The following is a 13,137-nucleotide window of genomic DNA, read 5'->3' as shown; positions in this document are numbered from 1 at the left end:
CGAGCGGAACGGTTTGCGTTGCCCGGCCGGGAATCAGGTGGCTTCCATGTCCACACCGGACACTTTGGGCGTACGAGGCACGGATGTCACGGCCGGCTCGACCGGAGTTTGCGCCGGATCCAGGACGAACCGGGTCAACGCGGCGCGTGGATCCATGCCGCGCAGCTGGTTCAGCTCCCGCAAGGGTTTGCGCAGCTGCTCGAACTCGGGCCCGACCTCGTCGGTGATCTGCTGCTGCAGCGCGCCGAGGGCGTTCTTGCCCTTCATTACCGCTTTGCGGACGGTGGTGAGCGCGCCGGGCAGCCGTTCGGGGCCGATGATGAACAGCGCGGCCACGAGCAGGACGAGCAGGTGCTCGGCGCTGAGTCCGAACATTCTGGTCTCCTTTCCCGGCAGGACGCGGTGGGTGCCGGATTCCCCGACGGAACCCGGCACCCGCCGCGGCCGGTGATCAGTTGGCGGCGCTGGTGTTCACCTCGCCGTTGACGCCCTTGGGGAAGAACCCGCCGGAGGTGGCGGCCTTGTTCGTCAGGTAGACGATGTTGAGGACCTGGCCGGGTGAGCGGCTGTAGGCGATGCCGTTGGCGTCGGTGGGGACGATGTTGGCGTTGCCGTGGCTGTCGATGACGCCCTGGTCGTCGTCGGTGGGCCCGTCGAGGCTGTCTCGCGCGTTGGACAGCTTCACGCTGGCTTCCCGGAGGTCGCGGCCGAGCAGGCCGAGCCCGAGGATGCCTTCGCTGTGCTGGTAGAGCGCGCTGCGGATGTTGGCCGCGTGATAAGCCTCGACGGCGAGAATGCCGGCGGCGGCTTCGAGGTAGGTCTTGTTGGTGATCAAGGGCGCGGCGCCCTTGTAGGCCGTGACGCCGACGTCCTCGAACAGGAACGCGGCGAGCAGGAAGTTCTCCTCGCACGCGAAGGCGTCGAAGCTGCGGCCGGGCTTGACCAGACCGGCCGCCTGAGCGGCGGCGGTGAAGCTGGACTGCAGGTCGATCGCGGGCCGGCTGACGGCGGCGGAGCCGAGGGCGGAACGCAGGAACTGGACGTGGGCCTTCTCGTCGCCGGCGATCTCCTGCGCGTACTGCTTGGCGGCCTTGGTCTTGAACTTCACGGCGCGGCCGCCGGTGACGCCGCCGCGGGTGCCGGTGCCGGTGGTCATCGCGTCGGCGAGGCCCTTGCCGGTGACGGCGTGCAGGTAGAACTCGGCTTCGAGGTACTCGAGGTTGAGGGCGAAGTTGAGCACCGCCCCATCGCTCACCCCGCTCGCCGCGGCCGCTGCGGCGGCGGCCGGTCGCGCGGTGGCCGCGGACGCGGTCCCGGCGGTGAGACCGCCGAGCGCACCGGCGCCGACGACGCCGAGGCCGGTCATCCCGGCGGCCTTGAGGAAGCGGCGGCGGTCCTGGTCGTTCTCCGCGCTCCGGTTGATCATCGAAGCGGCGTAACGCTTGCCAAACACGGACGAACTCCTCCCCGCCCGCGCACGGCGGGCGTAACCCACCGTCGGATTCCCGGCGCTGGGCGGATCCTTCGTGGACCTTTCCCTTTCGGGGCCGCGCCGATCGCGGATTGGTGTGGATCGCCGGATCGGGTGATCGTCTTCCACCGAGGTGCCGGACCGGGAAGACGAGGTACACCAGCGGCAATCCGGGCGAGCGTCGATCGCTGTCCGAGGTCGCCGCGATGAAGCAGGCTCTCGCTGCTGCCGCGGTGCCCAACGGCACGAGGCCCTCCGGCGCACCGGAAGGCCTGGTGGGGTGACCGAAAAGGTCAGTGGGCAGGCGGAAGTCGTTGCCGGAGCCGATGGACAGGTGGCTCAGGCCGGCGCCGCTCAGCGCGCCGTCGCCGATGTTGCCGACGGCGTCGTGGACGTCGGAGACGCCGCGGTCGTGACCGGTGAAACATGGTTCGCGGTGCTCGGCGGCACCGCGATGACGTTGTTGCGTTCGGCTCCGCATCTCGGGCAAGACCGTCGAGCACCACATGGCCCGCATCCGCGGCAAGCACGGGGTGACCGACCAGCGCACGATCGCGACGTTGCTGCGCGGCATGCCGGGCGAGACGGTCTGACCGCTTGCCGGGTGCGGAAAATCGTGTCGGGGAGGGCCGGTCGCCGCCACGGCCCTGGAGTGATCCGGCGGTGGCGACGACCGGCGGAACGCCGCCGCTTCGGCGTCCCCCGGCGGCGGACTCGTGCAATCCGCCGCCAGGCTTTCGTGCGCGCTTCTCCAGCGCGCACAACGCGACCGCCGCAGCTCCGGTCATCACCGGGCTGCGGCGGTCGTTGTCACCGGGCCACCCGCAAGGGAGGTAGTGGAGGCCCGGAAGTGCTTACTGCTTGTTGGTGCCGGGGGTGAGGACCTTGTCGATGACGAAGACGGTGGCGTTCTTGGTGGGGATGTTGCCGCAGAGGATCTTCGCGCCGTTGACGGTCATGTTGTCCCCGGTGCCCTCGATCTTCAGCGGGCCACCCGCGGCGTTCAGCGAGTCGAGCGAACCGGCGGACGCGAGGCCCTTGGCGTCGTAACGCTTGCCGACGACGTGGTACTGCAGGATCGGCGACAGCTCGGCCGGCTTCCCGGCGAGTTCGTTGAACTTGGCGTCACCCAGCGCGGCGAAGGCGGGGTCGGCGGGGGCGAACACGGTGATGGCGGGGGCGCTGTTGAGGGTGTCGACCAGGTTGGTGGCCTTGACCGCGGCGACCAGCTTGGTCAGCAGCGGGTTCGTCGACGCCGCCGACGCGACCGGCTGCGGGCCCATCGAGTCCAGCGAGCCGGGCGCGGAGCCCTGGGGCAGCTGGGAGCAGGCGGGGCCGAAGACGTCGGCGTTGGTGGTCATGCCGTCGGCGGCGGCGGCCGCGCTGGTCGAGGGGGCGGCCATCGAGGACGACGGGGCCGGGGCGCTGGAGCTGCCCGAGGACGCGGTGTCGCTGCTGCCACACGCGGTCAGGGTCAGGGCGGCAACCGCGGCGAGGCCGATGCCGGCGACACGAAGCTTGGTCACAAAGATCACTCCTATTGAGCGGCTGAAGCAGTCCACTGTGGACTACCTGGTACCGGTGGTCCGGCACGACCGCCGGAACGTTCGGCGGTTCGTCGTACTGGGATTCGCGGCCACCGCGGCGGCGGACGGGTCCGGCCGCACGATTAACCCGATCAGGTGAACAGAAGTGCTTCCGGAACGCACGCCGCCGAGACCACGGCGTCCGGTGTGGACGGTGCTCGCCGGGATCTCCGCAGATCCGCTCTGCGCCCGTCGATCACCGGCGTCGTCGGCGACAACAATCATCCAGGGCCGCAGCTCCTGCGCGAACCTGGACGGCGTCTTCGCCGCCGGTGACCTGGTGGCACTGACGCCCTGGAGCCGTGGTCGCCATCCGCCGGACTCGGCTACTCCGAATGGGTGCCAGTGGCTCACTGCCGTCAACCGGTCCCGCCGGCCGCGTGTGTAGGTGGTGATCTGAGCCCGGAGTACCCGCGTGCGGTACGACCCGGCTCCCGACGAGGGAGGCATACGAAGTGATCACTATCGCGAAGCTCATGACGGTGGCCGCGTTGATCGGCTCCGCGGCACTGGCGGGTGCGGGCACGGCATCGGCGGGCACGGAAGCCGGTCCCGTCCGTCCCGCCCGGTCCGGCGGGATCGGCGCCACGTACTCGACGGTCACGTGCACGAGCGGCCCTGGGACCACGTACGCGTCCTACATCAAGTGCACCGACGGGCTGGCCTACGCCGGCCCGTTCGTGCGGTACTCGCCGGCGCTGTGGTCCGAGCGGGACTGTCCGACGGGGTACAAGGTCACCCTCTGGGGCGTGTTGACCCGCTAGCAGCGGGCACGGTGCGGCTGTCAGGTGCCGATCGCCAGCAGGACGACGTCGTCCTCGTGCCCGCCGGGCTCCACCATGTGCGCCAGCGCGGCGTCGGCCACGGCCTCCGGCGGCTGCCCGGCGAGCCGGGAGAGCAGCGTGCGGAGGCGGTCGATGGCCTGGTCGAGGTCTTCGCCGCGGCGTTCGATGAGCCCGTCGGTGTAGAGGAAGACCAGGTCGCCCGGCTCCAGGGTCCGCCGCTGGTCCGTGCGGTCCCGGGTCCGGAAGCCGAGGTGGCTGAAGAGCGCGTCGTGCTCGGTCAGCAGCTCCGTGCGGCCGTCGGCGTGGACCAGGACCGGGGGCGGGTGGCCGGCGTTGGTGCTCGTCAGCTCCCAGCGGCCGGAGCCGTCCGGGCGCGGGCTCAGGTGCGCGTGCAGGAGCGTGCCGCTCGCCGGGATACCCAGCCCGATCAGGGCCGTTTCCAGGGCTTCGACAGTCGCGGCGGGCCCGGCTTCGGGCAGGTTCCACGCGGTTTGGCGCATCATGCTGCGGACCTGCCCCATCAGCGTGGAGGCGTGGACGTCGTGGCCGGTGATGTCGCCGACCGTCACGGCCAGGGCGGGCGCGCCGGGGACGGGGACGGCGTCGTACCAGTCGCCGCCGACGGCTTCGTCGACCTCGGACGGCCGGTAGCGGGCCGCGAGCCGCAGGCCGGGCACCGACGGCAGGTCCGTGAGCATGGCTTCCTGCAGCTCGCGGGCCACGCTGATCCGCCGCTCGAGCTGGCGGACGCGTTCGAGCGCCTGGGCGGTGTAGGTGGCCAGGGTGGTGATCACGACGCGCTCGGCGCTGTCGAGCGTGTGCGGCCGGTCCCAGCCGAGGGTGAGGACGCCGAGGACGTCCCGGCTGCCGACGAGCGGCGCGCAGGCCGTCGCGTGCAGGCGCAGGTCGCGGTAGAGCCGGCCGACGGCGTCGGGGAACTCCGCGTCGATCGCCGCCGGGTCCTCGTAACACAGCAGCCGTCGTTCGCGGAACGCCTTCGCCGTGGCCAGGGCGGCGTCGGCCCGGAAGACGCCGACCTCGGTGTCGGCGAGGGCCGGGCGGCCCGGCTCGGGCACCCGGCGCAGCATCCCGCCGGGCTCGGCGACGACCAGCCCGATGTAGGTCGGCCGGTGCTCGGCGGAGACGAACCAGCTGATCTCGTGGCGGATCTGCTCCAGCGTCCGGCTCCCGGCCAGCGCCTGTGCGGCGCTGAGCAGGATCTCGTTGCGGGCGTGGGCGCGGTCGAGCTGGGTGGCCAGCTCGTCCCGGCGGTCGCGGTCGCGCTTGCCCTGCCGGGTGGCCAGGCGCAGGCGGATCTCGGTGGCGCACATCGTCGCCAGGTCCGTCAGGGTGGCGATCTCGTCGTCGGTCCAGGTCCGCGGCCGGGTGTCGATCGCGCACAGCGAGCCGAGCACGTGGCCGTCGGTGTCGGTCAGCGGTATGCCCGCGTAGGCGACGACGCCGAGGTCGGGGATGGCCAGGTTGTCGCTGGTCAGCTCCACGGTGCGGGCGTCGGTGAGCACGAGCGGTTCCCCGGTGATGACGACGTGCTGGCAGAACGAGTGGCTGAGCGGGGTGTGGCGGGCGGTGGCCCACGGCTCGGGGAGCCCCTGCATGCCGGGGAAGACCTGGCGGTCCGGCTCGACCAGGGACACCAGCGCCACCGGGACCCGCAGCTGCACCCGGACCATGGCGGCGAACCGGTCCATCGCGCTGTCCGCGCGGGCCGAGAGCCCGCTGTCGTGCAACGCGCCCGTCCGCCCCGGGTCGCAGAGGACCAGGTCGGGTCTGCCGTCCGGCACCGGGCTCGCCTCCCCGTCTCCGGGCGGTCCGGAGCACCAGCACAGCGTAAGTGGTGGGCCCGGGTGGACCGGGCGAGCGGGGCACCGGATCGCGGTACCCCGCTCCGCCGCGTCACGGTGGTGACGGGTCCGGTCAGGCCAGCGGGAGCCTCGCCACGGCGGCGGTGGTCGGCTGCGGCGAGCCCGCGGCGGGCTCCGTGGTGATGGCGACCCGGTCGGTGTCGCCCGGCAGGACCGCGCCGAGCGTCCGGTCGCCCGCCGGCAGCAGACCGGCGGACTGCGGACCGCGGGGGCCGATCAGCCAGACCTGATAGGCGTGCCCGGCGTCGAGCGCGGGCAGCCCCGACGCGGTCACGACGACCCGGCCGAGCGACCGCGAGAGGGTCGCGGTGGCCGCGCCGGCCCGGACGGTGACCGCGTCCGAGGCGTTCTGGACCTGGGCGGAGCCGGCGACCGGAACCGGTGTGGTGCCGGTCTGCGACAGGCCGATGCCGACGCCGCCGACCAGGATCGCGGCGGCGGCCGCGATCGACGCGGTGACGATCGTGGCGCGCTTGCGCCACGTCCGGCGCGCGGCGGCGGGTGCCACCCGGGGCGGGAGCTGCCGGGTCTCGGCGACCGCGGTCAGCACCCGGCTGCGCAGACCGTTGCCGGGGACGGCGGTCATCGCGGCACCGAGGCGCGCGGCGGTCTCCCGGAGCTCACGGACTTCCGCGGCGCAGGTCCCGCACTCGGCCAGGTGGCGGTCGAAGGCGGCGCGTTCGAGGTCGGTGACGGCGTCGAGGACGTACGCACCGGTGAGGGTGTGGGCTTCGGCGGTGGTCATCGAGTCGCTCCCAACGCGTCCCGCAGGCGGATCATGCCGTCGCGCATGCGGGTTTTGACGGTGCCGATCGCGACGCCGAGCTTTTCGGCGACCTCCCGGCAGGTGAGTCCGTGGAAATACGCGAGCAGGATCGATTCCCGCTGCAGATCGGTGAGCACGCCCAGCGCCTGCCGGACCAGGTCGCGGTCCACAGTGGACATCGTCGACTCGGCGACGTCGTCGTACGGGCGTCGCATGTCGAGCAGGTCGGATCGTTCCTGCCGGTTGCGGGCGGACTGCTCGGAGCGGACCCGGTCGATCGCCCGGCGGTGGGCGATCGTCAGCGCCCACGTGCTGACCTTCGCCCGCGCGGAGTCGAACTGGGCGGCCTTGCGCCAGATTTCGAGCAGCACCTCTTGGGTGACCTCTTCGGACTGCGCGCGGCTGCGCAGGACCTGCATCACGGTGCCGAAGACCGGGCTCGCGAGCTGGTCGTAGAGCAGCGCGAAAGCCTGCTCGTCGCCCAGCGCGGATCGCCGGAGGAGCTCTTCGGGCGTGGCGGGCGCGTTGTCCGGGTGGGTGCCGGTAGGTCGATGGAGGAGGGTTACGGTGGTGGCGCGTGCGGCGGCGGCCATGAAAATCCTTCCCGGCCGGAGCCGAGCCTGTGACGCAGTGGATCACTGCGAGCGGCCTGTCTTCAGATGTTCGAGGTCGACCCCGGTGCGTATTGGTCGTTGTTCCAGCTGAGCTGCGGGCGCCCCTTTCGGGTGATCGCGGGTGTCGGGAAGGTCACGGCACCAATACGCTGGGCGGGGCAGAGCCGAACGCCGGGTATGACCGCAACGGAACTGGCTCGCCCCGAGACACCCGCACCACCGGGGAAGACGCGGCTGCGGTTTTTCGCGGCCGCTTTCACCGGCGTCCTCGCCCTGGCCGCCGCACTGGCGGTCGGACACCTGGTCGCGGGGTTCATCAGCATCAACGCCTCGCCCTACCTGGCGGTGGGCAACGGCGCCATCGACCTCACGCCGATCGAGCTGAAGGACTTCGCCGTCCGCACGTTCGGCACCTACGACAAGCTCGTGCTGCTGGGCAGCATGGCCGTGGTCATGGTGGGAGTCGCCGCGCTCGCGGGTGTCCTTTCGCGACGGTCGCCGGTGCCGGGCACCGTGCTCATCGCCGTGTTCGGCCTGGTCGGCGCGTTCGCTGTCTACCAGCGCCCGGACCTGAGCGCGGTCGCGCTGCTGGCCCCGGTCGCCAGCCTGATCGCCGGCGTCGCGGTTTTCCTTATCCTGAACCGGATCGCGCCGCGCGTGTGGCGCGACCCGGAGACGGACGAGAAGACCGGCACGTCCCGGCGGCGGTTCCTGATCGGCGGCGCGGGTGTCGTCGTGGGCGCCGGCGCGGCCGGTCTCGGCGGGCAGCTGATCAGCTCGTCCCGCGACGCCACCGCGTCCCGGGAGGCGGTCGGCAAGCTCGTCCCGGCGCGGACGGCGCCGATGATCCCGGCGGACGCCGACTTCGCCAAGCTGGGCACGCCGCCGTTCTTGACGCCCAACGACAAGTTCTACCGCGTGGACACGGCGTTGTCGGTGCCGCAGGTGCGGACCGAGGACTGGAGCCTGCGGCTGCACGGCATGGTCGGCCGCGAAATCCGCTACAGCTACAACGACATCCGCAACCGGCCGCTGGTCGAGCGCACCGTCACCATGACGTGCGTGTCCAACGAGGTCGGCGGCGACTACGTGTCGACGTCGAACTTCATCGGCGTCGACCTGGCCGACCTGCTGCAGGAAGCCGGCGTGAAACCCGGTGCCGAGCAGCTGTTCTGCACCAGCGTCGACGGCTGGACGTCGGGCACGCCCGTCGCGGCGGCCCAGGACCGCGGCCGCGGCGCGATGCTCGCCATCGGCATGAACGGCGAGCCGCTCCCGCTGGAACACGGTTTCCCCGCCCGGCTGGTCACGCCCGGCCTGTTCGGCTACGTGTCGGCGACGAAGTGGGTCGTGGACATCGAGGTCACGACGTGGGCCGCGCGTCAGGCGTACTGGCTGAAGCGGGGCTGGAGCAAGGAAGCGCCGATCAAGACGGAGTCGCGGTTCGACTCGCACCGCGGTTTCGCCAGCGTCCCCAAGGGAAAGACGCGCGTCGCGGGAGTGGCGTGGGCCCAGCACACCGGGATCGAGAAGGTCGAGGTGCGTGTGGACCAGGGCCCGTGGCAGGAAACGATGCTGTCGCAGGAGGTCAACCTCAACACCTGGCGGATGTGGTGGACCGAGGTCGACCTGCCCGCCGGGGTGCACCAGGTGTTCTGCCGCGCCACCGACAAGTCCGGCTACACCCAGACCGACATGCGCGCGGGCACCGTTCCCGACGGCGCGACCGGCTGGCACAACGTCACGTTCACGGCCGCCTGAGAAAAACTTCCCCGAAACCAATCCGGTTCCCCGGGGGTTCCGAATCACCAGCAACAAGACGGAAACCGCTGAATTTCCGTTTCCACCGCGTAATCCTCTGGAGTGAATTCATGAGCAAGCTTCGTATTGCCGGAATCGGTCTGACGGCGGCCGCCGCGCTCACCCTGACTGCGTGCAGCGGCAGCGACACCGCGTCGTCGGGCAGTTCCAGCGCCCCGGCCCCGTCGTCCTCGATGGCCGCCCCCTCGACCAGTGCGGCCGCCGCCGCCGACGGCATGACCACCAACGCCGACGTCTTCGGCCCCGCCTGCTCCCAGCTGCCCCAGGGCTCCGCACCCGGCTCACTGGACTCCATGGGCCCGCAGCCCGTCGCCTCCGCCGCCTCGACCAACCCGCTGCTGACCAAGCTGGTCGCCGCGGTCAAGGCCACCAACCTGGTCGACACCCTCAACAGCGCCCCCGCCATCACCGTGTTCGCCCCCGCCGACCCGGCCTTCGCCGCGCTGGGTGACGCCAAGTTCAACGAACTCGCAGGGAAGCCGGCCGAGCTGTCGCCGATCCTGCAGTACCACGTCGTCGGCAAGCGTTACGACGCCAAGGGCCTCGCCGCCGCCGGCACCCTCGACAGCCTCAACACCGCCGGTGGGCCGCTGAAGATCGAAGGCACCGGGGACAACATGACCGTCAACGGCGCGAAGATCCTCTGCGGCAACATCCCCACCAAGAACGCCACCGTCTTCGTCATCGACAAGGTGCTGACCCCGGGCACCAACAAGTAAGCTCTTCACCCGGTCGTCGCCGTAGCCGATTTCTTCATGGCTACGGCGACGACCGGTTTTTCGCGTTCGACGGCAGCACTGGGGAAGCGGGCGGGCTCCACTTCTCTTCGATGCGGCCGAAGTGCCAGACGGCCAGGGCAACCAGCCACGTGACGACGAAGAGCCCGACGATCAGGAAGCCGATGTGGTCGAGATCCACGTGGGCGACGACGGCGACCGGGCCGGTGATGCCCAGCTTGTCCACGAGCAGGGACAGCAGCTCGATCGTGCCGACGATCAGGGCGACCGCCACCGAGAGCGCCGTGATCACGAGGTTGTAGAAGATCTTGCGGACGGGCCGCGCGAACGCCCAGGCGTAAGCGAAGTTCATGAAGCACCCGTCGATGGCGTCGAACAGGGTCATGCCGGCGGCGAACAGCACCGGCAGCACCAGGATCGCGTACCAGGGAAGCGAAAACGCGGCCGCGCCCGCGGCGAGCACCAGCAGGCCGATCTCGGTGGCCGTGTCGAAGCCGAGTCCGAAGAGGACACCCACGGGGTAGCTGTGCCACGGCTTGCGCACCGCTTTGGTGACGCCACCGAGGATCCGGTTCAGGAACCCCCTCTTGTTCAGCTGCCGCTCCAGCTCCGCCTCGTCGAAGTCGCCGCGTCGCATGCCGCGGAAGACGCGGAGGATCCCGCCCAGCACCACGAGGTTCAGGATCGCGATCACGTACAGGAACACGCCGGAGACCGACGTGCCGATCAGGCCGGTCGTCCGGTGCAGGGCGGATCCGTCGTCGCCCACCTGGCCGGCGAGCGCGCGAACCCCGAGTGAGAGCAGCAGGCACAGCAGGAAAACGACGGTCGAATGGCCGAGGGAAAACCAGAAACCGACCGACAACGGCCGTTTCCCGTCGGCGATCAGTTTGCGGGTGGTGTTGTCGATCGCGGCGATGTGGTCGGCGTCGAACGCGTGCCGCATGCCGAGCGTGAACGCCGTGACCCCCAGTCCCAGGCCGAACACCCCGGACGTCCCGAGTGCGTAGTGACGTGGTGCGACGACCAGGCCGAGCACGACCGCCGGGCCTTCCTCCGGATGGCGGGTCTGGTCGGGGTCGGCGCGACACTGGTCGCGGACGGCCTGGGTCGGTGGTGACCTCGGCGATCGCCGCGCCCGCCGCCGGTGACGCGGGCGACCTCGAGATCCTCAATTACGCGTTGACACTCGAGTACCTGGAGTCGGACTTCTACACCATGGGGCTGGCGAAGAAGCCCGTCAGCGGCCGTGAGCTCGAGCTGATCACCGAGATCGCCGACCACGAGAGCGCGCACGTCACGGCGGTCACGGCGCTGATCAAGCAGCTCGGCGGCACTCCGGTCGCGAAGCCGGTGATCAAGTACCCGGACGAGACGTTCAAGGACAAAGCGGGTTTCCTGAAAGCGGCGTCCACCTTCGAAGAAGTCGGCCGAAGGACGAAGTCCTCGCCATCGTCAAGCCGTTCCTCTCCTGACTTCCCGACCTCGTAAGGAAAGCACTCATGAACAGGCGTGATCTCATCCACGGGCAGGCCACCGACGTCTCGCCCCAGCTGGCACTCGGCGCGCTCAACAACCGCTGGGCGCTGGCCCAGGCCGGCGACTTCGGGAGCGACCTCGACGTCCTCAACTACGCGTTGACGCTGGAGTACCTGGAATCGGCGTTCTACGTCCAGGGCAACAGGCCGTCTCCCTCGAAGGGGCGGAAGCCGACTACCTCAAGCAGATCCAGTCCGACGAGGAGTCGCACGTCACGACCCTGACCGCGACGATCAAGAAGCTGGGCGGGACCCCGGTCGAAGCACCGATGGTGAACTTCGGGGCCGCGTTCGACAACCGCATGAGCTTCCTGACGGCCAGCCACACCTTCGAGAACGTCGGCGTCGGCGCCTACCTCGGTGCGGCCGGCTTCGTCAAGGACAAGACCATCCTGCAGGCCGCGGCGGGCATCTTCGGTGTCGAAGCCCGGCACGCGGCGGTCGTCGGGAACCTGCTCGGCCTGCCCGCCAAGGGCGGGGTCTTCATGGGCAACACCGAGACCCCGAAGGACAAGGCCACCGTGCTCGCCGCCGTCGCGCCGTTCCTGGTCGCCGCGCCGACCGTGCCGAAGGGCGCGCCGGCGATGGGGCGGGCGGTGCGAGCGACGACAAGACCGGCGTCGCCCTCACGGCCACCGGAGCGGTCCTGGTCGCCGGCGCGGCGGCGGTCGCCGTCAGTCGCCATCGCCGTCCCGGCGACGACGAAGAAACCCATGGCTGACCAGGTTCCTGAGCCCGGCGGGCGTCGCGTCGACGCCCGCCGGCGCGCGCTCCTGCCAGCGCTCGCGGTGGTGCTGGCCCTGACCGGCGGCGGCCTGGTCTGGGCCGGCGTCACCCACAAGCCCGGCCCGGACCCCGTCGCCGCGGCCGGCAGCATCCCCGCACCGACCACGAAGTCCCCGCCGCCCACCGGCCGTTCGGACCCCCGCCCGACGGTGCCGTTGCCCCGATCGACACCGGTCTCGATCCAGGTACCCAGCATCGGCGTGGACAGTTCGCTGTTGTCACTGGGCCTCAACCCCGACCGGACCGTCGAGTCGCCCAAGGACTTCAGCAGAGCCGGGTGGTACGACTACGGCCCGACCCCGGGCGAGGCGGGCGCATCGGTCATCTTGGGCCACATCGACTCCTACCGCGGCCCGGCCGTGTTCTACCGGCTGTCCAAACTCACGCCAGGGGCAGAGATCCACGTCCGCCGCAGCGACGGCAAAACGGCAACGGTCACGGTCGACGCCCTGCGGCAGTACCCGAAGAGCCGATTCCCGGCCGAGGACGTCTACCGCGCGGTCGAGTACGCAGGCCTACGCCTGGTCACCTGCGGCGGCGAATTCGACCGAGCGGCGCGCAGCTACCTGGACACCATCGTCGCCTACGCACACCCACGGGCACGAGCTGAGCAGACCACCGGCTGCGCAAAGAAGCGCTTCCGACAACAAGGACCTCCGGCACGCCTGTGTCCAACTGGCTGGCCGCGGGGGAGGGCGCGGAGTGGGCCGGGCACTCCGTTGCGGTGTTGGACCAGACCTACGCCAAGGTCATCGCCGGTCCGGAGTCGGCGTCCCACGACCGCATCTCTCTCGACTGGGAGAGCTGACGCCCGGCAGCTGGAGGGCGCATGGGGGGTGGAGGGCCGTAGACGGCCGGACAGCCCCGGACCAGACAAGTGCGGCCCCTGTCCAGATAGTGCCTGGTCAGGGGCCGTTTTCTGCTGGTGCTCGCGGGTGCCCCCGGTGAGATTCGAACTCACACTGGACGGGTTTTGAATCCGTTGCCTCTGCCAGTTGGGCTACGGGGGCGTGGCATGGTGACTCTACGGGATCACCGCACGCGGGCCGTGGTCGGGGGCGGGGTGTCGTGCTGGCCACTACGTGGTGAACGCCATCTCTTGAACTGGATCGTTCCCGGTAGGCTTCAGGCTTCGCGGAACGCCGCGAAA

At 70.6% G+C, this 13,137-nt stretch carries 13 protein-coding genes, 1 tRNA gene and 1 pseudogene; 7 read left to right on the top strand and 8 right to left on the bottom strand.

Annotation, left to right across the window (positions count from 1 at the left end; translation table 11 throughout):
* Positions 1 to 33: 33 nt before the first annotated feature.
* The 3 genes from ACLJQZ_RS09590 to ACLJQZ_RS09580 all read right to left on the bottom strand — a co-directional run bounded on the left by ACLJQZ_RS09590 (position 34) and on the right by ACLJQZ_RS09580 (position 2,997).
* Positions 34 to 375, bottom strand: coding sequence for a Sec-independent protein translocase TatB (locus ACLJQZ_RS09590; protein ID WP_410619669.1), 342 nt, complete (start codon positions 373 to 375; stop codon positions 34 to 36).
* A 76-nt stretch (positions 376 to 451) separates the two neighbouring features.
* The gene (locus tag ACLJQZ_RS09585; RefSeq protein ID WP_326951334.1) at positions 452 to 1,453 is read right to left on the bottom strand and encodes a ferritin-like domain-containing protein; all 1,002 of its coding nucleotides are present in this window, start codon (positions 1,451 to 1,453) and stop codon (positions 452 to 454) included.
* 872 nt (positions 1,454 to 2,325) lie between these two features.
* Complete coding sequence (locus tag ACLJQZ_RS09580; protein WP_410619668.1) at positions 2,326 to 2,997, bottom strand: fasciclin domain-containing protein; 672 nt, start codon at positions 2,995 to 2,997, stop codon at positions 2,326 to 2,328.
* Positions 2,998 to 3,512: 515 nt separating this feature from the next.
* On the opposite strand from ACLJQZ_RS09580, the gene ACLJQZ_RS09575 reads away from it, so the two are divergent.
* On the top strand, positions 3,513 to 3,821 hold the full coding sequence (locus ACLJQZ_RS09575; RefSeq protein WP_410619667.1) for a hypothetical protein: 309 nt from the start codon (positions 3,513 to 3,515) through the stop codon (positions 3,819 to 3,821).
* A gap of 20 nt (positions 3,822 to 3,841) precedes the next feature.
* On the opposite strand, the gene ACLJQZ_RS09570 is transcribed toward ACLJQZ_RS09575, so the two are convergent.
* The 3 genes from ACLJQZ_RS09570 to sigK form a co-directional block, all read right to left on the bottom strand.
* Entirely contained in the window at positions 3,842 to 5,644 is a 1,803-nt protein-coding gene (locus ACLJQZ_RS09570) for a GAF domain-containing SpoIIE family protein phosphatase (RefSeq protein ID WP_410619666.1), read from the bottom strand.
* A gap of 133 nt (positions 5,645 to 5,777) precedes the next feature.
* On the bottom strand, positions 5,778 to 6,470 hold the full coding sequence (locus ACLJQZ_RS09565) for an anti-sigma factor domain-containing protein (RefSeq protein WP_410619665.1): 693 nt from the start codon (positions 6,468 to 6,470) through the stop codon (positions 5,778 to 5,780).
* Complete coding sequence (gene sigK / locus ACLJQZ_RS09560; RefSeq protein ID WP_410619664.1) at positions 6,467 to 7,084, bottom strand: ECF RNA polymerase sigma factor SigK; 618 nt, start codon at positions 7,082 to 7,084, stop codon at positions 6,467 to 6,469. Before sigK ends, ACLJQZ_RS09565 begins: the two co-directional genes overlap by 4 nt.
* A gap of 198 nt (positions 7,085 to 7,282) precedes the next feature.
* On the opposite strand from sigK, the gene ACLJQZ_RS09555 reads away from it, so the two are divergent.
* Both ACLJQZ_RS09555 and ACLJQZ_RS09550 read left to right on the top strand, forming a co-directional pair.
* Entirely contained in the window at positions 7,283 to 8,866 is a 1,584-nt protein-coding gene (locus ACLJQZ_RS09555) for a molybdopterin-dependent oxidoreductase (protein WP_410619663.1), read from the top strand.
* Between the two features lie 110 nt (positions 8,867 to 8,976).
* Complete coding sequence (locus tag ACLJQZ_RS09550) at positions 8,977 to 9,645, top strand: fasciclin domain-containing protein (RefSeq protein WP_410619662.1); 669 nt, start codon at positions 8,977 to 8,979, stop codon at positions 9,643 to 9,645.
* 40 nt (positions 9,646 to 9,685) lie between these two features.
* Here the strand turns inward: ACLJQZ_RS09550 and ACLJQZ_RS09545 are convergent, their stop codons facing one another.
* The gene (locus ACLJQZ_RS09545; RefSeq protein WP_410619661.1) at positions 9,686 to 10,702 is read right to left on the bottom strand and encodes a HoxN/HupN/NixA family nickel/cobalt transporter; all 1,017 of its coding nucleotides are present in this window, start codon (positions 10,700 to 10,702) and stop codon (positions 9,686 to 9,688) included.
* A gap of 74 nt (positions 10,703 to 10,776) precedes the next feature.
* Between ACLJQZ_RS09545 and ACLJQZ_RS09540 the strand changes: the two genes are divergently transcribed.
* From ACLJQZ_RS09540 to ACLJQZ_RS09525, 4 genes and pseudogenes are all read left to right on the top strand, one after another.
* Positions 10,777 to 11,154 (top strand): ferritin-like domain-containing protein, encoded by a 378-nt coding sequence (locus tag ACLJQZ_RS09540; RefSeq protein ID WP_410619660.1) that lies wholly within the window; start codon positions 10,777 to 10,779, stop codon positions 11,152 to 11,154.
* 11 nt (positions 11,155 to 11,165) lie between these two features.
* Entirely contained in the window at positions 11,166 to 11,426 is a 261-nt protein-coding gene (locus ACLJQZ_RS09535) for a ferritin-like domain-containing protein (RefSeq protein WP_410619659.1), read from the top strand.
* Positions 11,321 to 12,571: pseudogene (locus ACLJQZ_RS09530) on the top strand (class F sortase); the annotation flags it as partial. The gene ACLJQZ_RS09535 and the pseudogene ACLJQZ_RS09530, both read left to right, overlap by 106 nt.
* Positions 12,572 to 12,654: 83 nt before the next feature.
* Positions 12,655 to 12,795, top strand: coding sequence for a hypothetical protein (locus ACLJQZ_RS09525; protein ID WP_410619658.1), 141 nt, complete (start codon positions 12,655 to 12,657; stop codon positions 12,793 to 12,795).
* Positions 12,796 to 12,923: 128 nt separating this feature from the next.
* On the opposite strand, the gene ACLJQZ_RS09520 is transcribed toward ACLJQZ_RS09525, so the two are convergent.
* A tRNA-Leu gene (locus tag ACLJQZ_RS09520) sits at positions 12,924 to 12,997 on the bottom strand.
* Positions 12,998 to 13,137 lie beyond the last annotated feature (140 nt).

Source organism: Amycolatopsis sp. cmx-8-4 (assembly GCF_046548675.1).
Taxonomy (GTDB): Bacteria; Actinomycetota; Actinomycetes; order Mycobacteriales; family Pseudonocardiaceae; genus Amycolatopsis.
This window is presented reverse-complemented; position numbering and strand designations above follow the sequence as displayed.

Bases quoted from the DNA above. Each gene is read 5' to 3' on its own strand.
- ACLJQZ_RS09590 (WP_410619669.1), bottom strand. From the start codon at position 375: ATGTTCGGACTCAGCGCCGAGCACCTGCTCGTCCTGCTCGTGGCCGCG.
- ACLJQZ_RS09565 (WP_410619665.1), bottom strand. From the start codon at position 6,470: ATGACCACCGCCGAAGCCCACACCCTCACCGGTGCGTACGTCCTCGAC.
- sigK (WP_410619664.1), bottom strand. From the start codon at position 7,084: ATGGCCGCCGCCGCACGCGCCACCACCGTAACCCTCCTCCATCGACCT.
- ACLJQZ_RS09555 (WP_410619663.1), top strand. From the start codon at position 7,283: ATGACCGCAACGGAACTGGCTCGCCCCGAGACACCCGCACCACCGGGG.
- ACLJQZ_RS09550 (WP_410619662.1), top strand. From the start codon at position 8,977: ATGAGCAAGCTTCGTATTGCCGGAATCGGTCTGACGGCGGCCGCCGCG.
- ACLJQZ_RS09535 (WP_410619659.1), top strand. From the start codon at position 11,166: ATGAACAGGCGTGATCTCATCCACGGGCAGGCCACCGACGTCTCGCCC.